This is a genomic window from Peribacillus aracenensis, from assembly GCF_025175645.1.
GTDB lineage: Bacteria > Bacillota > Bacilli > Bacillales > DSM-1321 > Peribacillus > Peribacillus aracenensis.
The window spans coordinates 99063-120042 of record NZ_JANZMJ010000014.1; the positions used below are offsets into that span (position 1 = coordinate 99063).

Annotated in this window: 22 protein-coding genes, 1 pseudogene and 1 riboswitch; of the genes and pseudogenes, 12 read left to right on the forward strand and 11 right to left on the reverse strand. The window is 41.4% G+C overall.

Translation table 11 applies throughout. The features are described 5' to 3' along the window. Nucleotides 1-8: 8 nt before the first annotated feature. A complete protein-coding gene (locus N0M92_RS15325) occupies nt 9-740 on the reverse strand; it encodes a TspO/MBR family protein (protein ID WP_260286562.1) in 732 nt (243 codons plus the stop codon). A gap of 203 nt (nt 741-943) precedes the next feature. After that, a riboswitch (FMN riboswitch) is annotated at nt 944-1074 on the forward strand. A gap of 146 nt (nt 1075-1220) precedes the next feature. Between N0M92_RS15325 and ribE the strand changes: the two genes are divergently transcribed. The 4 genes and pseudogenes from ribE (at nt 1221) to N0M92_RS15345 (ending at nt 4508) form a co-directional block, all read left to right on the forward strand. Next, entirely contained in the window at nt 1221-1859 is a 639-nt protein-coding gene (gene ribE / locus N0M92_RS15330) for a riboflavin synthase (RefSeq protein WP_260286563.1), read from the forward strand. A gap of 18 nt (nt 1860-1877) precedes the next feature. Further along, nucleotides 1878-2516, forward strand: a pseudogene (ribB, locus tag N0M92_RS15335) (3,4-dihydroxy-2-butanone-4-phosphate synthase); the annotation flags it as partial. Between the two features lie 79 nt (nt 2517-2595). After that, nucleotides 2596-3066 (forward strand): 6,7-dimethyl-8-ribityllumazine synthase, encoded by a 471-nt coding sequence (gene ribH / locus N0M92_RS15340; protein WP_048685088.1) that lies wholly within the window; start codon nt 2596-2598, stop codon nt 3064-3066. Nucleotides 3067-3341: 275 nt separating this feature from the next. Then, on the forward strand, nt 3342-4508 hold the full coding sequence (locus N0M92_RS15345; protein WP_260286564.1) for a DHH family phosphoesterase: 1167 nt from the start codon (nt 3342-3344) through the stop codon (nt 4506-4508). Between the two features lie 61 nt (nt 4509-4569). Here the strand turns inward: N0M92_RS15345 and N0M92_RS15350 are convergent, their stop codons facing one another. From N0M92_RS15350 to mreBH, 5 genes are all read right to left on the reverse strand, one after another. Then, a complete protein-coding gene (locus N0M92_RS15350) occupies nt 4570-5436 on the reverse strand; it encodes a YihY/virulence factor BrkB family protein (protein WP_260286565.1) in 867 nt (288 codons plus the stop codon). 454 nt (nt 5437-5890) lie between these two features. After that, a complete protein-coding gene (locus N0M92_RS15355; RefSeq protein WP_260286566.1) occupies nt 5891-7117 on the reverse strand; it encodes a cation:proton antiporter in 1227 nt (408 codons plus the stop codon). 6 nt (nt 7118-7123) lie between these two features. Next, nucleotides 7124-7621 carry a cation:proton antiporter regulatory subunit gene (locus N0M92_RS15360; RefSeq protein WP_260286567.1) on the reverse strand — a complete coding sequence of 166 codons (498 nt, stop codon included), beginning with the start codon at nt 7619-7621 and terminating at the stop codon, nt 7124-7126. A 52-nt stretch (nt 7622-7673) separates the two neighbouring features. Beyond that, a complete protein-coding gene (locus tag N0M92_RS15365) occupies nt 7674-8237 on the reverse strand; it encodes a tyrosine-type recombinase/integrase (RefSeq protein ID WP_063234693.1) in 564 nt (187 codons plus the stop codon). A gap of 263 nt (nt 8238-8500) precedes the next feature. Further along, complete coding sequence (gene mreBH, locus N0M92_RS15370; RefSeq protein WP_260286568.1) at nt 8501-9508, reverse strand: rod-share determining protein MreBH; 1008 nt, start codon at nt 9506-9508, stop codon at nt 8501-8503. A 393-nt stretch (nt 9509-9901) separates the two neighbouring features. Here mreBH and N0M92_RS15375 point away from each other — a divergent pair, with 393 nt between their 5' ends. From N0M92_RS15375 to map, 6 genes are all read left to right on the forward strand, one after another. Further along, a complete protein-coding gene (locus N0M92_RS15375) occupies nt 9902-10999 on the forward strand; it encodes an AbrB family transcriptional regulator (RefSeq protein WP_260286569.1) in 1098 nt (365 codons plus the stop codon). A gap of 348 nt (nt 11000-11347) precedes the next feature. Beyond that, nucleotides 11348-12139, forward strand: coding sequence for a flagellar motor stator protein MotA (gene motA, locus N0M92_RS15380; protein WP_260286570.1), 792 nt, complete (start codon nt 11348-11350; stop codon nt 12137-12139). Beyond that, entirely contained in the window at nt 12132-12887 is a 756-nt protein-coding gene (motB, locus tag N0M92_RS15385) for a flagellar motor protein MotB (RefSeq protein WP_260286571.1), read from the forward strand. Before motA ends, motB begins: the two co-directional genes overlap by 8 nt. A 45-nt stretch (nt 12888-12932) precedes the next feature. Beyond that, a complete protein-coding gene (locus tag N0M92_RS15390; RefSeq protein WP_228467608.1) occupies nt 12933-13208 on the forward strand; it encodes a late competence development ComFB family protein in 276 nt (91 codons plus the stop codon). 199 nt (nt 13209-13407) lie between these two features. Further along, the gene (locus tag N0M92_RS15395; protein WP_192207762.1) at nt 13408-13923 is read left to right on the forward strand and encodes a type 1 glutamine amidotransferase domain-containing protein; all 516 of its coding nucleotides are present in this window, start codon (nt 13408-13410) and stop codon (nt 13921-13923) included. A gap of 106 nt (nt 13924-14029) precedes the next feature. Next, nucleotides 14030-14776 carry a type I methionyl aminopeptidase gene (map, locus tag N0M92_RS15400; protein ID WP_260286573.1) on the forward strand — a complete coding sequence of 249 codons (747 nt, stop codon included), beginning with the start codon at nt 14030-14032 and terminating at the stop codon, nt 14774-14776. Between the two features lie 39 nt (nt 14777-14815). On the opposite strand, the gene N0M92_RS15405 is transcribed toward map, so the two are convergent. The 4 genes from N0M92_RS15405 to N0M92_RS15420 all read right to left on the reverse strand — a co-directional run bounded on the left by N0M92_RS15405 (nt 14816) and on the right by N0M92_RS15420 (nt 17160). After that, nucleotides 14816-15058 (reverse strand): DUF2164 domain-containing protein, encoded by a 243-nt coding sequence (locus N0M92_RS15405; RefSeq protein ID WP_260286574.1) that lies wholly within the window; start codon nt 15056-15058, stop codon nt 14816-14818. Between the two features lie 11 nt (nt 15059-15069). Further along, nucleotides 15070-15585, reverse strand: a complete 516-nt coding sequence (mobB, locus tag N0M92_RS15410) for a molybdopterin-guanine dinucleotide biosynthesis protein B (protein ID WP_260286575.1) — start codon at nt 15583-15585, stop codon at nt 15070-15072. Beyond that, nucleotides 15573-16838, reverse strand: coding sequence for a molybdopterin molybdotransferase MoeA (locus tag N0M92_RS15415; RefSeq protein WP_260286576.1), 1266 nt, complete (start codon nt 16836-16838; stop codon nt 15573-15575). The genes mobB and N0M92_RS15415 overlap by 13 nt, the downstream gene beginning before the upstream one ends. A 97-nt stretch (nt 16839-16935) precedes the next feature. Beyond that, the gene (locus N0M92_RS15420; RefSeq protein ID WP_034305672.1) at nt 16936-17160 is read right to left on the reverse strand and encodes a DUF1128 domain-containing protein; all 225 of its coding nucleotides are present in this window, start codon (nt 17158-17160) and stop codon (nt 16936-16938) included. A gap of 230 nt (nt 17161-17390) precedes the next feature. Between N0M92_RS15420 and N0M92_RS15425 the strand changes: the two genes are divergently transcribed. Then, on the forward strand, nt 17391-17783 hold the full coding sequence (locus N0M92_RS15425) for a YtxH domain-containing protein (RefSeq protein ID WP_260286577.1): 393 nt from the start codon (nt 17391-17393) through the stop codon (nt 17781-17783). A 16-nt stretch (nt 17784-17799) separates the two neighbouring features. Continuing rightward, nucleotides 17800-18639: a YihY/virulence factor BrkB family protein gene (locus tag N0M92_RS15430; RefSeq protein ID WP_260286578.1), complete on the forward strand. Its 840-nt coding sequence runs from the start codon at nt 17800-17802 to the stop codon at nt 18637-18639. A gap of 234 nt (nt 18640-18873) precedes the next feature. Here the strand turns inward: N0M92_RS15430 and N0M92_RS15435 are convergent, their stop codons facing one another. Beyond that, nucleotides 18874-20793 carry a heavy metal translocating P-type ATPase gene (locus N0M92_RS15435; RefSeq protein WP_260286579.1) on the reverse strand — a complete coding sequence of 640 codons (1920 nt, stop codon included), beginning with the start codon at nt 20791-20793 and terminating at the stop codon, nt 18874-18876. Nucleotides 20794-20980 lie beyond the last annotated feature (187 nt).

The window sequence follows — 20980 nt, forward strand, 5'->3', positions numbered from 1 at the left end:
CGTATATCTTATTTGTTCCTCCTATTTTGAATGAAGATGGTGATGGATACGATAAAAGTGATGGCAGCCAGGATATAAGAAATGTCTGTGATTATCGGATAGGCGCCGCTATTTCGTATCCCGATGCCTATGAATGCCCAAACGAATACGAGAGGATAGCACCAATCCCGGTTTTTACCTGCAAAGAAAAAGGCCAAGGCTGTTGCTGCAATCAGCAGGACGATCGTCCAGGTTATACGGGAAGCCCCAAAACCGTCCCATTTGATATAGGTGAGGTAATAAGAAATGTCAGCTATGGTTGCAACACTTACCCAGCCTGTATATACGGAAAACGGAAATAGGTCAAAAGCAACATGCTCGACTTTTTTCATTCTTGTATAAATGACCATTAAAGTAGCCAATAAAGCAATGATAATGAATACGGATAACAAAAAGCGTTCATAGTGCCAAGCCAAAAGCCAAGCGCCATTCAAGATACAGCTTAAAGCAAACCAAGGATAGGATGCCTTATATGCAGGGCTGTTTTGATGTTTACTTAAAAACTGCCTGAATACCCAGATGGCGAGCAGGAAATAGATCAAGCCCCATATGGAAAATACATAACCGGCAGGAGTGAAAAGGACATCAAGTTTATCGGAAATCTCTCCTGATGTTTGGCCGTTCAATGGCAAGAAATTGGCTAAAAAATTCATCGTGACGACGAATAGATAGAAAATCAAGTTAATGATGGTAATAATCATCGGCCTTCCTCCTTGTGTGAATTGAGATCCTTCTAACCTTATTCCACATATTCAGCCTGGCTAACCTTTTCGGAGCACATCGGGGGTACTTGGAGACATTTTTCCATAAAAAGAGGAAGTTCCTGTAACAATGGAACCATTTAAGGTTAGAAATTTTACATCTTCACTTTATGGTGATAAAATGTTCAAAGATTCATATTATTTTAGTCCTTCGGGGTCGGGTGAAAATCCCAACCGGCGGTGATGAAGAAATTCTAAGCCCGCGAGCCTGATAAAGGCAGGATTTGGTGAGATTCCAAAGCCGACAGTACAGTCTGGATGGGAGAAGGACGTGTGGAACCCAAGTGTATACGTATGCCTAATTTTTTGAAAATGAAAATATTAGGCTTTTTAGGTATACAATTTTTTTCACTCATTTCTCCTGCTAACTCCTTAGGTCATCCTAAGGGGTTTTTTATATTTTATAAAAGGGGGAAAAACATGTTTACGGGAATCATTGAGGATATCGGTACCGTGCATTCCTTAAAAAAAGGAAAAAGCAGTATGGAGTTATCGATTCGTTCTGAAAAAGTCCTTGAAGATGTGCAACTGGGGGATAGTATTTCAGTCAACGGGGTCTGCTTAACGGTAACATCCTTCACGAAAAGTTTGTTTACGGTCGACGTGATGCCGGAAACGGTCAAAGCTTCCACGATCCGGACATTGAAATTGGGATCACCTGTTAATCTCGAACGAGCAATGAGTGCGCAGGGGAGGTTTGGTGGTCATTTTGTTTCAGGTCATATCGACGGAACCGGAACGATCATAAAAAAAGAACGGAAAGAAAATGCCGTATATTATGTAATTCAATTGGAAGAAGGGCTTAGTACCTTCTGTATTCCAAAAGGTTCCGTGGCCATTGATGGAACAAGCTTGACGATATTTGGGATCGAAAGGAACCTTTTGACTGTATCACTGATTCCATTGACTCATCAGGACACCATATTGGGACAAAAAGCGGCTGGCGATATCGTTAACATCGAAAACGACATGATAGGGAAATATATAATACATCAAATGAAAAATGGCAATCCGAAACCAGGACTGAATTTAGAGTTTTTGGCAGAGCATGGATTCTAATAAAAGGGCGGTGTAATGATGTTCCATACAATAGAAGAGGCAATAGAAGATTTGAAGGCTGGCAAGGTAGTAATCGTATCCGATGATGAAGACCGTGAAAATGAAGGGGATTTTGTAGTGTTGGCCGAAAGGGCGACACCGGAAGCGATTAATTTCATGGCGACCCATGGGCGTGGTTTGATTTGTACCACCATCACTGAAGAATTGGCAGCGAAATTGAAGCTGCATCCTATGGTAGGTGAAAATACCGATCATCATGGCACTGCTTTTACGGTAAGTGTCGATCATAAAAGCACCTCTACAGGAATCAGTGCTTTTGAACGGTCCTTGACCATCCTTGAACTTCTAAATGAAGATTCTGTCGCTGAAGATTTCCAAAGGCCTGGTCACACTTTTCCGATAGTCGCTAAAGAAGGCGGCGTATTAAGAAGGGCAGGACATACGGAGGCATCGGTGGACTTGGCGAAGTTATGCGGTGCCGCTCCAGCTGGTGTCATTTGTGAAATCATGAATGAAGATGGATCAATGGCCCGCGTATCCGATTTAGAAGTCATCGCTGATAAATTTAACCTGAAATTCATTACGATAGCCGATTTGATTCGGTATCTTGAACAAAATGATTCAATTGGGAAACAGGAACTTGAACTGAACATTCCTAAAGCTTGAATGATTATTAGAAATTAAATCTTAACGTGAAAAAAATGATATTGTTTTTTAAAATTAGGAGGAATTGGACATGGGGAAAACTATTGAAGCACAATTAATCGGATCAGGATTGAAAGTCGGAATCGTGGTAGGAAGATTTAATGAGTTTATCACTAGCAAGCTTTTAGGAGGGGCATTGGATGGCCTTAAGCGTCATGGCGTTGATGAGAATGATGTTGACATCGCGTGGGTCCCGGGTGCTTTTGAACTTCCGTTAATAGCTAAGAAACTTGTGAATACAGGTAAATATGATGCTGTAATCGGTCTTGGAACGGTAATCAGGGGTGCCACTTCACATTATGATTATGTCTGCAACGAAGCAGCTAAAGGCATGGCTTCCGTTTCATTGGAAACAGGTGTACCGGTTATCTTCGGTTTGCTGACAACTGAGAATATTGAACAAGCCATTGAACGTGCAGGAACAAAATCAGGTAACAAAGGATATGAAGCTGCGGTTAGTGCCATTGAAATGGCCAACCTTGGAAAATTAATAGAACAATGATTTCACATAAGGAAGCCGCAGGGAAAAACATTCCTGTGGCTTTTTTTAATTGTCCAGTTGGAAATACCTCGATTTCAGAGTAATGCATTTTTAGGTATAAATCATGGAAAATAAAGAACCATTAGGAAATTTCAAAAAAAAAAACGAACAAAAGCATCACGTAATGGAAGCATGATAAAATATGCGGATATGATTATGCTACAATTGTAAAGATTGCAATTGAAATTCATGACTTTAGGGAAAAGTAATTTTATTAGTTATTAGGAGGGGTTTGTGTGTACCATCTCTTTACACATAATGATTTAGATGGAGTCGGCTGCGGCATTGTAGCTAAGCTGGCATTCGGAGAAGAAGTAGTGGTTAGTTATAATTCAATTGGGCGCCTTAACCAGAATGTAGGAGCATTTCTTGAGCAGGCTAAGATTGAAGATACATTGATTGTTACTGATCTATCGGTTGATGAAGATAACGAAAAAATGATTACTCAGTTTGTGGAAGATGGAGGCAAGGCACTGCTGATTGATCATCATAAGTCGGCACTGCATTTGAACGAACATGATTGGGCATCTGTAACTGTCGAACAAGAAGATGGTAAACAGACGGCAGCGACATCTCTATTCTATCAGTACGCAGTTGAGAATAAATTGCTGGAACCTTCAAGCATTGTCGCTGAATTCGTTGAATTGGTTCGTCAATACGATACTTGGGAATGGGAAGTCAATAAAAATACAACGGCAAAACGATTGAATGACCTGTTTTTCATGATTCCGATAGAGGAATTCGAAATGAAAATCGCAAATAAGCTGTCCACGGCTGAAAGCTTTACTTTTGACGAAGTGGAGCAAACCCTTCTTAATGTTGAAGAGAGTCGAGTAGATCGGTACATAAACAGGAAAAAAAGAGAAGTCTATCAGGCTACGGTCGGTCCCCATACAGCTGGTGTGGTCCATGCAGAGTCATACCACTCGGAATTGGGTAATGAACTGTCGAAAGAGTTCTCGCATCTGGATTATATAGCCATTCTGATGGTAGGAAGTAAGAGAATCAGCTTCCGGACAATCCACGATGATATAGATGTTTCTGAGGTTGCCGGCAAGTACGATGGGGGCGGTCACCAAAAAGCCGCCGGTTGCACCATGTCCGAAAAGGCATATAGCCAATATGTCGAAAAGACCTTCCATGCCGAGCCCCTTAAACGAGACGCACATAAGAATCAATTGAATGTAAAGGAGTCCCCAGAGGGTTGCCTATATTCAACGAGAGACAAACAGGACATATTCATCTATGAAGATGAAGAAGAGGAATGGATTGTTGAAATAAACGGAAAACAACAGAAAAAAACATTCGATACTTTTGCGGAAGCGGAAAAATACATGAAGCGGAAACACGCTGCATGGCTGGCCCATGATGAAAGGTATGAAGAGTTCGTCAATAAAGGTTGAATAAGAAAGCGGCTATCCGAATGGGACAGCCGCTTTTCAATCTTCCATTGTCATTCATGCTTTACCTTTTAAGCGGGACAGGATGAACGATCGTGCGGGACTGTTTTTTCGGAATGGAATTTTGGCGATGTAGAATTGCATTGATTTCTCCGCCAATCACAAAAATCAGACCACTCAAATACAGCCATAGCATCAAGATGATCACGCCTCCCAAACTGCCGTAAGTGGAAGAGTAGTTGGCAAAGTTACTGACATAGAATGAAAATCCAAGTGATATTCCCAGCCAAAGTACAGTTGCGGTCACTGCCCCTGGGATGACATGTTTAATGGGAAAACTTTTATTTGGTGCAAAGCGATATAAAAAGGCCAGGACAAGTGAGATGACCACAACCGCGATGACCCACCGTAATAAGCTGAATAATATTTGCGTTTCTTCAGGGATGGGAATGACCTGCTGTAATAAATCGATGATGACTTTTCCGAAGACGGGAAGACCCAACATGACGATGAATGCTACAACCAGGCCTAATGTCAATACAATGGAAATGATGCGGGCTTTGATGAAATTCCTTGTTTCTTCTACATCATAGGCGATATTCATGGAATGGATGAACGCATTCATTCCGTTGGAAGCTGACCAAATGGTCCCAAGGAAACCAAAAGTCAGTAAGCCGCCGTTCCGTTCAGATAATATGTTGATGATATTTTTCTCGATGATATCCATCGTTTCCGCAGGCATGAAGGTTTTTATCGTGTCAAGGGCTGTCTGAATATCGATGTTCAGATAAGGTAATATGGACAGAAGTAAAATGAGCAAAGGGAATAGTGCCAGTAAATAGTAATAAGCTTGTTCTGCCGCCAGACCGGTTACTCGATCTTCCTTTATTTCTTTAATCAGTTTCTTTGAAAATTTTATCGACTTATTCATCGGGGCATCACTCCTGAATAGTTACTTAGGTTATCTCTTCTTTTCCCTCTGGTCATGTAAGTTAATCCTCAAAACAAAAGAAATTGAAAGTTCTAATCGGCGCGCTTGTGGAAGCTTGTGATAATGACATAACCTCATAATAACCAAAAACAAATTTGGGGAGAGGAAAATCTATTTTAAATGCACCAGTAAAGTCAAATCGGAATGTTGGAGCTGAAGAAATGGCAATCCAATGATGATCAACCTTAGCCTATTTTTATGACACTCTTTTTTGGGGGATTTTACAATTAACTGTAAATAGGTGCTGTTGATACTTCAAGCCTATGAATAATATGGCCAAACACTACTACTAGGTGATTTTATGCCTTTTTTATAACAAGTATAATAATTATGATAGCAAGTTATGGAAGGTAAACAGAAAAAAGGCCAGACATCAATGTCTGGCCTTTTTTCTCTATTGCACTTCTTTTCCCTGTTCCTTTTGAACCTTCGGAGGGGTCCATTTGAAGACTTTATTTAGGATATTATAAATGTGTTTGGATTCCTTGGTCAGGATAGGTCCAAGAATCGCTAAGGTCAACACATATAATGCAGCAAACGGGGTGAGTATAGGCATTAAACCGCCTGCAATGCCTAAGTTGGCTAAAATGATGGAGAATTCGCCGCGTGAAACGATTGTTAAACCGATGTTTGCGGAAGCTCTGTGAGATAAACCGGATTTGCGTCCGGCAATCATACCAGCTGCAAAGTTACCGATTATGGTGATGATGACTGCTCCAAGAACCATCCAGACTGCTCCCCCAAGGGTCGTCGGATCGATGCTCAAGCCAAAGCTGAAGAAGAATATGGCCCCGAAGAAGTCTCTAAAGGGAATGACAAGTTTTTCAATCCTGTCGCTATGTTCCGTTTCCGAAAAGACTAGGCCGAGCAATAATGCACCAATGGCTTCTGCAACATGAATCGTCTCCGAGAAACCTGCAATGAAGAATAGTAACGCGAACACGACAATGATAAATATCTCATCTGAGGTTATATTGAACAATTTATTCAATACCCCAGAAGCCTTCCGGGCAATAACGAAGAATATCAGCATATACCCAATTGCGATAAATGTAGAAAGTAATGTTCCCCAAACGGAACCAGAAGAGCTTAATACCAATCCGGATACGACTGATAAATAAACAGCGAGGAAGATATCTTCAAACATGATAATACCAAGGATTAGCTCCGTTTCATTATTACCGGTCCTTTTAAGGTCCACAAGTACCTTTGCCACAATGGCACTTGATGAAAAGCTGATAATCCCTGTTAGTATCAGCACCTCTTTTAATGGGAGTCCGAGCAGGAAACCGTACAGCAAGGCCATTCCCACGTTAATTAAAATGTAATAGGTTCCGCCTGTCACGATATTTTTCCCGGACTTCATGAGCTTTTTCACGGAAAATTCAAGCCCTAGGTAAAACAGAAGGAATAAAATACCAACACGACCGAGGAAGGCTATGATTTCATCACTTTCAATGAAACGCAGGTCAATTAATCCGACGTGAGGGGCATGGGGGCCAACGAGCATCCCGATGATAATTAATAGTGGAACATTTGATATTTTGAATTTACCTGCTACGAGAGCGGCTAATGCCACTAGAAGTAGGGCAGTACCCACTTCAAAGACTAAATGGTCCATATGAGCTTAGTCACTCCTTTCGTCAGTCAATAATTCTCTTATCAGGTTACGGATATCTTTTCTTTCACCAGATATCACAAGAGTGTCGCCTGTTTCAATGATGGAGTCAGGACCAGGATTACTCAATTGTTTTTTTCCATTTTTAGAATGGGCGATGACGGTCACGTTATAATTACTCCTTATATCAATCGAACCGATCGTTTGATTGATGGCCTTTGAACCTGGTTCGACTTTGAACCATTCAATCACCAAGTCACCCAAAGACATTTCAATTGTTTCAAGTGCTTGTGGTTTATAAACCATGCCGCCTATGATGGAAGCCATTTGCCGGGATTCCTGATCGTTAAGGGTGATGCTAGATATGACGTCCTCATGTTCATTATCAAAATGGTATAATTCCCGACGGCCGTCATCGTGAATGACGATTACTAACTTTTCATCATTTCTCGTTATGATTTCGAATTTTTGGCCAATACCAGGAAGTTCACTTTCTCTAATTCTCACTGGAATTCCTCCTTAAAATGTTGGTTAGAGTTAATAGAAGATAGCAGGATGTTTATAAGTTAACGTCAATATTCGTCTTGAATTTCTTCTCCTTGGATATGCCGATGTACTTTAATGTCTCCGATGGACTGGAATGATGGTAATGCTTCTGTATCAAGGCCAGTGAAACTCCTTGTTTATAGGCATGGTACCCAAAAGTTTTACGCATCGAACTTGCTCCGAATTTTCCTGTCAGTCCTGCACCTTCCACAGCATCATGGATGATTCGGTGCGCCTGTTGACGTGTTATCGGCTTTTTTGTCTTAGGGGAAAGAAATAAAAATTGACCTTCGATAACCTTAGAGCCTTTAAGGTATTCTTGTAACGCGGTACGGACTTTAAGGTTCAAATAAATTTGATTGACTTCGTCATTTTCCGTCCGTTGTTCATAGAACTCCTTGATTTTGCCCGTTTCATCCAGAACACTGGCCACGGTGATTTCAAGCATTTCATTTATCTTCATACCTGTATTGATGCCGAGTACAAACAATAAATAATCCCGGCTGGAGTGAGCGCGTAGGTATGTTTTTATTTTGCTGATTTGATTGATATCCTTAAAGGCTTCTACATATTCCATAAATCTTCTCCTCTTGCTAATGTAACATAATTACATTATAACACAGGTTATGTAACATTGCATACATTTAGTCTTGAGGTGATTTCTATCCAAACAGTAATGCATGCTATCGAACGTAAAAAAACCTTTTCCTTATTCTCTGCTCAAACGAGGTAAATTATTTCAGGGAAGTATTTTATGTGGAGATTACTGTTTGCATCACCGAGGATATCAGCCTGGAAAGATAAAAAAAAGAAACCCCAAGTTGGGGTTTCCTCATCTTTTTAGTACACGGCTTTTTGTAGTTTGTGAATGACCTCAAGTGAAAGCCCGGTTCCGATGGCAACTGATTCAAGAGGGTTATCTGCAAGTCGGACTGGGACGACAATTTCATTCGTCAGCCATTCTTGTATCCCGTTGAGAAGTGCACCCCCGCCGGATAAGATGACACCTTGATCGACGATATCCCCGCTCAATTCAGGAGGACAATCTTCCAAAGTGGCCCTGATTGCTTCTAGTATATGAAGAAGCGATTCCTGAATGGCTTCCTGGACGTCAGTGGATGATATTGTAATCGGCTTTGGAAGACCCGTTACAAGATCGCGGCCCCTGACTTCCATGCTGATCGCGGAATGTTTAACGAGTGCGTAGCCGATTTCTTTTTTTATTTCCTCGGCTGTTCTTTCCCCAATCAGTACATTATGTTTTTTTCTAACATATTGGCTGATATCTTCATCCAATTGATCTCCGCCAATTCTGATTGAATTGCAAGAAACGACGCCGCCATAAGAGATAATCGCGACCTCAGTAGTTCCGCCGCCGATATCAACGATGACATTGGCAATAGGCTCTTCGACAGGCAGGCCCGCACCTATTGCAGCTGCTACTGGTTCCTCGATCAGGTGGACCTGTTTCGCTCCGCAGCTTTTGACTGCATCCTGAATGGCCCTTCTCTCAACTGATGTGGAACCTGATGGTGTACAGACCACTACACTAGGTTTGCGAATCGATAAACCTAGGGCCTTACTTGCTTTTTTCATGATTTCCCGAAGCATTTGCGCGGTTACATTAAAATCCGCAATGACACCATCCTTAAGCGGACGGATTGCCACGATATTTCCGGGTGTTTTCCCGATCATGTTTTTTGCATCCACACCGACTGCCAATACTTTATTAGTCTCTATATCAATGGCCACCACAGATGGCTCATTAAATACGATTCCTTTATTCTTACTGTAAACTAGCGTATTTGCAGTCCCTAAGTCAATGCCTATTTCTGTATTTGATAACATTTAGTCACCCCTCCATAAGAGTTTGACCCCCTATATACTCATTCTACCTTTTATTGCGAGTTTGTGGGGGTGGGAAATCTAGTAAATGGTGGAATTGCCATTCCGTTTCTTTTCAGAGAGCGAAAAAATGATCTAAATATAAAAATGCACTGGCGATGGCAAGCGAGCGGATAACGGCAAATGTCCAATTGTAACCAATCCACTGATATCGGAAAGGCTGATGGCGCCAACATTCTGCTATTGTAATAGTGACCCCTCATTTGTACCGTTTTTAATATATTTCACATAGTGCACTCGCTTCAGTCGAAAACAAGCATGGGTGGCTGCTTTGAATCAGCTTATTTTATGTTAAGATATAGATGAAAAATCCGCTTAGATAAAGAAGGTAATTTTGTGAGTGCAAATTTAATCGAGAGTAAGAGTTTTAGAGTCATCTTTACAGCCTTTCTAGCCTTCCTGGGTGGTTATGCGTTTGATAGCCTTGGAATATACCTGCCATGGATGCTTGGACCATTATTCGTCGTGATGATCGCGAAAGTGAAGTTAAGGAAGTACTTGTTTTGGTCTAAAACCTTTAGAAGTACTGGATTGGTCATTCTAGGTTTACAATTGGGCAGTTCATTCACGAAACAATCGTTGAATGAGATGATTGAATATCTGCCTGTTATGTTTTTTACGACAATCGCAATCATTTCATTTACAGTGTTGACTGGCTGGTTTGTCGGAAAACGGATGAACTTATCCTTGGGCACATCCATGCTTGGAAGTTTTCCTGGAGGTCTTTCGCAGATGGTGGTCTTAAGTGAGGAAATGAAGGATAGTGATGAAACGGTAGTGGGTTTCATGCAAACACTGCGGGTCATCCTGGTGATATCCATTGTTCCTTGGATTGTGACTCATGTAATGTCAGTTGAATCAGGTGCGGTAATGGCCGTATCGGAGCGGCCGTTTTTCTTATTTGAATATGATGGGAAATTAGCCATCATGATGTTGTTAACCTTGCTATTATTTATCTTCATCACAAAGAAGGCGAATTTTCCGCTGCCTTTTTTGCTGGGACCTCTCATGGCCGCAGCACTTTTCAATTTAGCAGGCCCAGGTGCCCCGCAGATTCCTGACTTTTGGTTGAATTTGTCACAATTGTTGATCGGCGCACATTTAGGCTACACACTGAAGGTTGATAATCCTCGACTTTTCAGAAAGATGTTCGGAGCCGTATTCGTCAGTAATGTCCTATTGATTGGATTTTGCTATTATCTTTCCATTCAGTTTGCCCCGATCCTATCATTACAGGCGAACGAATTATTTTTGAGCATGGCGCCAGGCGGCGTCGCCGAAATGGCAGTCACAGCCATGTCTGTGCATGTAGATTTATCCGTTGTAACAAGCTTTCATTTATTCAGGATTTTATTCATTTTATTTTTCCTGTCACCCATCATAAAATGGCTGGTTGGAAGAAGCAAGGGAAAACAAGAACAGGGACAAAGTTAACAGGCTTTGTCCCTTTTTCTTTTCGGAAATACTGAAGTGTGAAAAGAATAAATGCCAGGCGTTATGCGGAATTCACGAGTAAACCGCTGAAACTCACGAGTAAAAGCGCATATTCCGGACGTTATGAGAAAAGTACGAACGGAACATGCTTGAAATTCCATTCTCGTAAGAATATTGTACCCGAACCATTGAAATGTGCTGTTGAATAAGCTCATGTAGGCGCCAAAGCTGGTAGCTTTTGTGATGATATATTGAAAATTGAATCCGAATAATAAAATAGTCCTCACTTTTTTTGAACTTCATCCGATATAAGAAGGAGATGAGACTTTAAATGAATGGGTGAGTATTATGGATATAACATCAGTTTTGGGCGTAGTTCTCGGTATTGTGGCCATCTTGGTCGGAATGGTGTTGAAAGGCGTTAGTGTAACGGCGTTGATTAACCCAGCAGCTATTTTGATCATTATTGTAGGGACGGTAGCTGCTGTCGTAACGGCTTTCCCTTTGTCGGAATTAAAAAGACTACCAAAAATATTCAAGATTTTATTCTTTGAACAAAAAATAACAAAGCCTGAAGAATTAATAAAAACCTTTTCGGAATGGGCAGTCATTGCCAGGAAAGAAGGCTTATTGGCATTGGAAAGCATTTCGGATCAAGTGGATAATGCCTTTTTGAAAAATGGCTTGAATCTTGCAGTCGAAGGTCAGAGTGCCGATTATATTCGTGATATTTTAGCGGAGGAAATAGACGCGATGGAAGAACGTCATTTAAGCGCGGCAGCGATTTTCAGTCAAGCCGGTACATACGCACCGACTCTTGGCGTATTGGGTGCGGTAATCGGGCTGATTGCTGCCTTGGGGAATATGGCTGACACGGAGGCATTGGGACATGCCATATCAGCCGCTTTCGTCGCAACCTTGATGGGGATTTACACGGGGTATGTGTTATGGCATCCATTTGCCAATAAGCTCAAACGGAAATCGCAGCAGGAAGTCCGAATCAAAGAAATGATGATCGAAGGTATTTTATCGATCATCGAAGGGGAAGCGCCAAGAACGATTGAACAGAAATTAACATCCTATTTGCCTGCTGGAGATCGTAAGAAGTGGTTGGAAGGCGATGTGAGAGAAGATGGCTAGGCGCAAAAAGAAACAAAGGCATGAGGAGCATATCGATGAATCATGGCTGGTTCCCTACGCCGATATCTTAACGTTGCTTCTCGCGCTTTTTATCGTCTTGTTCGCTTCAAGTTCGGTTGATGCAATAAGGTTCCAGCAATTGTCCAATGTATTTAATCAGGTTTTTACAAGCGGAACGGGTTTTATGGATTTCCCAAGTGATTCCCCCAGCAATGAGCCGACGTCACCAGAACAGAGAACAGGTGCAGAAGAACTTGAGAAGCTTGGGAAAAACGAACAAGAAGAACTTATGGAGGTTCAGGAGCGTGTGAATGCCTACATAAAAAAGAATGATTTAACGGATAAATTGGGAACGAACCTTACTGATGAAGGAATGTTGATTTCAATTAGGGAAAACGTGCTGTTCGAATCGGGGGTGGCTGAGGTGAGACGTGAAAACCGAAAAATCGCTAAGGAAATCTCGGATTTATTGGTCATGGACTTACCCAGAAACATTATCGTAAGCGGGCATACCGATAATATTCCGATTAAAAATTACCATTATGAATCCAACTGGGATTTGAGCGTGATGCGATCCGTGAATTTTATGAAACTTCTCCTGGAAAATAAAAAGTTGGATCCCGAAATGTTCAGTGCTAAAGGACATGGGGAATTCAAGCCGGTTGCTTCTAATGAAACGAAAAAAGGTAGGGCGAAAAACCGGAGGGTTGAAATTCTAATTGTTCCACGGACAGCGATAAATGAGTGAAAACCTGTCAGGAATGGACGGGTTTTTCTTTTTGAAGGAGAATATATGGAAAGAGAATATAAGAATGTGATGGAAGAAATCGTTGTGACATGGGTGCATGTATTAATGTCTGGTATGGAATACCAAACATTTTGTTCGTGCAGGAAATGTAAGAATGACATCATCACATTATCATTGAATAACCTGCCTAATTATTATGTAACCACGGAAGAAGGGCGGAAAAGGATATTTGGAAATTTGAATACAGAAGAAAACAGGAAATGGATCAATAAAAGAATCATCAATGCGATACATGTAGTTGGCCAGTATCCTAAACATTGATCAAAAGGCTGCCATTTCTTTTTTCTGATATTAAAAAAGGTGGACAGCGACCGCCGAAGGGATGGCGGAAATACCTCGGAATATTACTCATAAACAAAAGGGACAACCATTAATTATGTGTTTTATTTATGGTGGCAGAGGGAACATAAATAAAGTACAAAGTAGGTTCATTCGATAAAAATTGAGGAGATGAATGATTATGGGTAAAAATATCGCATGTGTTGTAACGAATATGTTTGAGGACTCGGAGTATAGTGAACCGGCAAAAGCATTCGAGGAAGCAGGCCATACGGTAACGACGATTGAAATGGTAAAAGGGAAAACGGTTAAAGGGAAACAAGGGGAGGTAGAAGTGGAGATTGATGAAAGCATCGACTCGGTGAAACCGGAAAATTTCGATGCACTATTCATCCCCGGCGGTTTTTCCCCTGATCAACTGCGTGCTGACGAACGCTTCGTAACTTTCGCCAAATCGTTCATGGATGATAAAAAACCAGTATTTGCAATCTGTCATGGACCACAGTTGCTGATTACGGCCAAAACACTTGAAGGACGCCACGCAACAGGATATACATCCATTAAAGTCGATATGGAGTATGCAGGTGCCACATATTTGGACAAAGAGGTTGTGGTTTGCGGCAACCAGCTTGTAACCAGCAGGACACCTGAAGACCTTCCGGCATTTAACCGGGAATCGCTCAATCTATTGAAATAATGAAAAATCCCGGCAGCTGCCGGGATTTTTCATTTTAAAGGATTCATATACTTCAATCTTTGCAGTAAAATAAAAGGAGAGACCAATTAAAAAGGAAGTGTCACGATTGATCGTATTAAAATCTGCACGTGAAATTCAAGCGATGCATGAATCGGGAAAAATTTTGGCAGCTTGTCATAGGGAGATTGCAAAGATGATTGTTCCTGGGGTGACAACATGGGAAATAGAAGAATTTGTTGAAGGATTCTTAAAAAAACATGGTGCGAAGCCGGAACAAAAGGGTTACAAAGGGTATGAGTATGCGACATGTGCCAGCATAAATGAAGAAATTTGTCATGGTTTCCCTCGTAAGACCCCTTTGAAAAACGGAGATATCGTAACGATTGATATGGTTGTCAATTATAACGGGGCCCTTGCTGACTCTGCCTGGACGTATACGGTCGGTAAGGTTTCAAAGGAAACCGAACATTTAGTGAATGTGACGAAGGAATCTTTATATAAGGCGATTGAAGTATGTGTGGAAGGCAATCGGATTGGAGATATAGGTCATGCCATACAATCTTATGTCGAAGCGGAAGGCTTCTCTGTCGTTCGTGATTTCATCGGACACGGGATAGGAAATGTCATTCATGAAGAGCCGCAGGTTCCGCATTATGGACTGCCGAATAAAGGTCCGCGTCTTAAGGAAGGCATGGTATTCACCATCGAGCCAATGGTAAACGTAGGTACATATAAAGCAAGCCGAGATCCGAATGGATGGACGGCATCCACTGCAGATGGGAAATACTCGGCACAATATGAGCATACGATTGCCATTACGAAAAACGGTCCGCTTATTTTGACCGAACAATGAACAAAAAAACAGCATCGATCATGATGCTGTTTTTTCATTTTAATCGATTGGACGTTCCAATGAATACAAATCTTCTTCAATATTTCCTAATCTGTCCTCAATGACTTTTTGAGCATCTTTAATACCTTCATTATAAATAAAGGGAGCAATATTTTCGAAAATGAACTGCAAATGATTTTCAGCAGCGATTTCACCGATTTCCTTGCCATGTTCCTGATACACATATTCTTGGATGCTTTCGAGCATCTTGCGGCGTTTTTCTATGGGAAATTGTATGAACATTGTGCCCTCCTTCATATTTGTTCTAAAAACCATGTAATGAATTGATCCGAATCCAAAGGGAAGACGGGTACTGAAGCATGATTCCTTGTTCGTTCCAGACATTCGGGCCAAGCCACAGCTGCTTTGACATTAGTAAGCCGTTCCAATAACAGGAGGTCACTTTCTTCTTTGATTAAAATGACCTTAGGAAAGTCCTCTTGCTTATAACCTTCAATTAAAATCACATCAGGGAGAAAAAGGCACAGTAATTGAACGAGCTCAGTGATGGGGGCTTTACCCTTGAAATTGCCGAGCAGCTCGATTGTACCATCTCCTTCAACAAGTGATGCGGCCGCGCCTGCATGAAAGTGTTTATTAGAATCCTTCGTGGCTGTGACATCTGGTTTTCCGCCATGTCCATGATGTTTTAAAACGGCTGTCTCTAATTTTGCTTCGCGAAGCTGTTTGATTATATTCGTTATAAAGGTCGTTTTTCCTCTATTTTGGTAACCAACAACCTGGAAAATAAATGGATTTACCAAGGCCATTGGCATCCTTCTTGGTCATCGAGAAGCAGGATGTCCACAAAATCCCCAGTTTGGAAACCACGTGTCCCCCCAGGTAAGACTGTCAGTGAATTGGCACCTGCCAAGCTTGTTGTAATATTGGATTTATCCACACCGCTAGGAATTACCTTCAGCTGGCCGGATTCGTAAAATAATCGGGTCCGAAGCAGACGTGAGAATGGATTGGGTTTTAAGAAGTCTTCTGCCAATTGTGCCGTCTCTTTTCGTAAATGCGGATGCTCCGAAAACAGCATGGTGCGGATGATCGGTCTTGCAAATAGTTCAAAGCCGACATAACTGGCGGATGGATTGCCGGATAAACCGAATAAATATTTGTTATTATATACGGCTACGGTCGTCACGCTCCCGGGGCGCATAGCCACTTTGTTGAATAAGACATCAGCGCCAATTTTTTGATAAATATCCGGGAGAAGATCAAAATCACCGACAGAAACTCCTCCTGTAGTAATGAGCAGATCCACTTCCTCCAAGGCATTGGAAATGGCTTCGTAGCTTAATTCGAATTCGTCCTTAAGCTTTCCATAGAAACGGACTTCTCCTCCTGCCCTCCGAATTTGGGCGGAGATCGCATGTGAATTGCTGTTGCGAATTTTGCCGGGCTGCAACGGTTCATTAACATCAAGAAGTTCAGACCCCGTAGCGAATAATCCAACGACAGGCTTAGTGGCAACTGGCACTTCGGCATAACCGAATGTTGCGAGCAAGCCGATGATCCCTGGATTGATCGCTGTTCCTTTTTTCACAAGAACATCGCCCTTCTTTGCATCCTCACCTTGAAAAGAAACGTTTTCGCCTTCCTTAAGAGAGCGTTTAAATGATATGTACTTCTTTCCTTCCTTTTCGAATTCCTTCGTAAGCTCGAGCATGATTACGGCATCACACTCAGCTGGCATCTGAGCTCCAGTCATGATTCTTGCCGCTTGATTTTTTTGAACAGGAATATTCGATACCATACCCGCAGCCAACTCTTCAACCACTTCGAACTCGAGAGGGGTATTTATGGAACCTTCTGCCGTATCCTTGGATCTAAGGGCGAATCCATCATATGGCGAGCGGTTAAAATGCGGAACATCATTTGTAGCTACAATATCTTGAGCCAAAAAACGGTCGTGGCTTTCCTCAAGGGGGATCAGTTCCGTATGTCCTGTTAATTTATGCTTCATCACTTTTTCCACTGCTTCTGCAATACTGATGGGCGTTCTTCTTTCTACCATGCTTACAACTCCTGTCGGTTTTCAAATTCTATATCAAATGTAGCAGAATTTTTTAAAAAATGAAAAAAATCCTCACCGGAATGGGAGGATTTGAATGTTACTTATTACGCAGTCTTCCAAGTTCTTCAGCGATGGCTTCCATTTCACGGACACTGAAATTCGTTTTTTTCATTACCATTGTATAAATATCGTGCAGTTCTTCGTACATCTCAATATCAAAATGGGTCGATTTGATTGCACCGAAGTTCATAACCTTTAATTTATCCTTGATTGCTTCAATCATAAACTCGACACTTTCGGCTGTGTTTTGCGTTAAATCCATTTCCTTCATCCTTTCATACGTTCCTAAATATTTTCATCTTTGCATGATTACCTTGAGAAGTCAATGAATATTCGGGTGGAAAACGAAGCTTGATTCCCGATATTCTTGGTCATCTCCACGTTTTAAAGTGAGAGAGTTTGGGAAAAGATAGGAAAAAAAATATTTAAACATTGTATAATGGAGATAGCTACTATTATACATCAACTAATATATGACTAGGAGGAGAATATATGAGCAACATTCGTGAAGAATATAAGTGTGCCAAGAAAAGCAAATTTATGCAAGCGGTCTTTATTGGGGCGTTGGCTGGGGCAGCGATAAGCCTTTTTGATAAGGATACGCGTTATTCTGTATTGGAAAATAGTAAAAGCTGCATGGGTAATATGAAAGAATTCATAAAGAATCCCAATGGGGTGCTTACACAAGTACGTGAAACATCATCTATGGTCCGTTCCACTGTTGAAAAAATTTCCGATGATGTCTCCTTCATTTCCCAAAAGGTGGAGGAAATGAAAGACATTCCTTCGCAAGTTGCCCAAGTGGTGATGGAGACGAAGGAAGTTTTTGCTGGAGAGGAAGAAGAGCCAACTTCAAGTCACCATGAACGGATTTCCTTAAATTAGAAAATGGGGTGGAGGTATGGCCAATAAAAAAGAATGGCTGAAAGGCTCATTCTTCAAGGCTTTCATAAAACGGTTGCAGGTCGATGATGTGTCTGGTCTTGCCGCACAACTGTCTTATTTCTTTTTACTTTCCCTGTTTCCATTACTTATTTTTTTATTCACTTTATTGGCCTATCTGCCATTTTCCCAAGAAGATATATTAAATACCGTCCGTACATATGCGCCTGACGATTCGATGAGAATCATTGAGGCTAACCTATCGGAAGTGATGGAAGCGAATGGGACTTTATTGTCGTTTGGTGTCATCGGAACGATATGGTCGGCATCGAATGGGATGAATGCAATCATTAAAGCATTTAACCATGCATACGGTGTAAAAGAAAGTCGAACTTTCTTTATTTCCCGGGGAATGTCGATTCTTCTCACTTTAGCGATGATTTTTGTTTTTATTGTCGTTTTATTGCTGCCGGTATTCGGAAAACAGATCGGAGTGTTTTTATTTGCCGAAATTGGGCAATCCGATGAATTTCTTACGATTTGGAACCAACTTCGCTGGGTGATCAGTACGCTTGTATTTTTAATTGTGTTCACCATCCTTTATTGGATTGCGCCGAACATAAAGCTGAAGTGCATAACCGTACTGCCTGGTGCTATCTTTGCAACGGCAGGATGGAGTCTCGCTTCCTTTTTGTTTTCATTTTATGTGGAGAACTTCGCTAATTATTCAGCAACATATGGAAGTCTTGGAGGAATCATCGTATTAATGGTCTGGTTTTATTTGTCGGGGCTCATAATCATAATGGGTGGGGAAATAAATGCACTCATTAGTGAAAAGAAAAAACCGGAATGTGGATGATCTTCCTGGAGTTTCCGTAATAGCAAGCTAACATGCTGCGGATACTATTCAAGAAATGACAACTTTAGAAGAGGAGGAGTTCTTTCATGAGCAAAAAGGATGGCAGCACAAAGCAAAAAGGAAAAAATAAAGGTTCGAACCATAAAACTTCAGGTTCTGCAAACGGTAAGAACGGATATCACTAAATGAAATAAACATAAAAAAAGGGAGCCTTGGAAGGCTCCTTTTTCATGTTCAGTTTCTCAAAAGTCTTAAGCTGTTCAGTATAACGAGAATTGTACTTCCTTCATGGCCAATGACACCATATGGGAGGTCTAGAAATTGAAGGAAATTGGATGCTATCAGGATCATGATGACCGAAATTGAAAAGATGACGTTTTGTTTGATGATCCGATTCATCTTCTTGGATAATTTGACTGCTTCCGCAATGCGTGGCAGATCATTCTTCATCAGAACGACATCCGCTGTCTCCAAGGCAACATCCGTGCCTTCACCCATTGCAATTCCAACAGATGCTGTTGCAAGTGCAGGTGCATCATTAATGCCATCCCCAACCATTGCTACAGTGCCAAAATGTTCTTTCAGCTTTTTCACTTCAGTCACTTTGGTTTCAGGTAGACATTCGGCAATATATGCATCTATATGGCTCTCCGAAGCAATCGCTTTAGCCGTTTTTTCCCCATCCCCTGTAAGCATGACGGTATGGATGCCCTCATTTTTCAAGGCTTCGATGGCTGTAACGGTTTCTTCACGCACGACATCTTTCAAAGTGAGTATGCCTGCAATTCCTTTATCATCTTTTGCATAAACGATTGTCTTGCCTTGTTCAGCCAATGTCAGTGCAATGCCATTTTGGAATCGCTCTGCTTCACTGCGACCGACGAAATCAGCCTTTCCGACTTGCCAAAGCACGCCATTGATATAGGCTTGAACCCCATTACCTGAGATATCTTCCATGTTATTTGGTTTAATGATATCCTTTTGCAATTTCGATTTGGCATAACGTACGATCGATGTTGCCAAAGGGTGATTCGAATAATTTTCAACAGATGCAATATGAAATAAGAAGTCATCTTCGTTTAAATTTTCGCGGATAATGACATCGGTTACCTCTGGTTTTCCTTTTGTCAATGTACCGGTTTTATCTAAAGCAATTGCCTGCAGATTACCTAGATTCTCAAGATGGATGCCCCCTTTAAATAAAATGCCATGACGGGCTCCATTTGAAATGGCAGAAAGTGTAGCTGGCATGATAGAGGCCACAAGGGCACAAGGAGAAGCGACAACGAGCAGGATCATCGCTCTGTAGAATGTCTCGGTCCAGCTCCACCCCAATAGGAAATGGGGTATGAACATCATCAGGGCGACAACCGTCAATACTACTTTTACATAGGTTCCTTCAAACCGTTCAATGAACAGCTGGGAAGGGGACTTTTCACTTTGTGCGGATTGAACAAGAGTGATTATTTTTTGAAATAAAGTTTCACTTGCCGGTTTGGTGATTTCCACGGTAATCGTTCCACGGAGATTGACCGTTCCCGCAAATACTTCATCATCCAATGATTTACTGACTGGAATGGATTCGCCAGTGATGGCGGCCTCATCGATATTGGTACGGCCGTCCGTGATTTTTCCATCTGAAGGTACTCTTTCACCTGGTTTCACTAAAATTAAATCCCCGATATGCAGCTGTGAAACGGATACGGTTTCTTCATATCCGTTAGTGATGCGCAGTGCTTCTTCCGGCTGTAAGTCCATAAGTGCCGAAATTTCTTTATGGCTTTTATTCATCGTGTATGTTTCAAGGGCACCGCTTAAAGCGAAGATGAAAATCAATATGGCGCCTTCCGTCCAGTATCCGATGATCGCAGAACCGATTGCCGCAAAAATCATTAGCATCTCAACATTCAATTCCCGGTCGGCAATCGTATCTTCTATGCCTTCTTTCGCCTTGGCATATCCGCCAATCAAGAAAGAGGCCAAGTATATGATTATGGAGGCAGTTTCCATTCCATTTTTTGAAAGAGCCCAGCCTAATACTATAAGTAAACCGCTGAATAATGCAGCAATAAGTTCTAGATGAGGTTTGGCTTTTTCCAACCAAGTGGTTTTGCATGCAGCCGGTTGGGTTAAATGTTTAGTATCTGTAGTCATAAGATTCCCTCCCACATTCTTCTCTATTTTTGTGTAAATGATATAGATTATCATTTGTGTTATATCTAATTGAGAAAGATAATCAACGTCATTTCTCTGGATAAAATATGAAAGCTGCCACCGTAATTGCGATGACAGCAATGTTTTCAAAGGTTTATAAACGTGATGTCCCTTTTGTTATTATTAT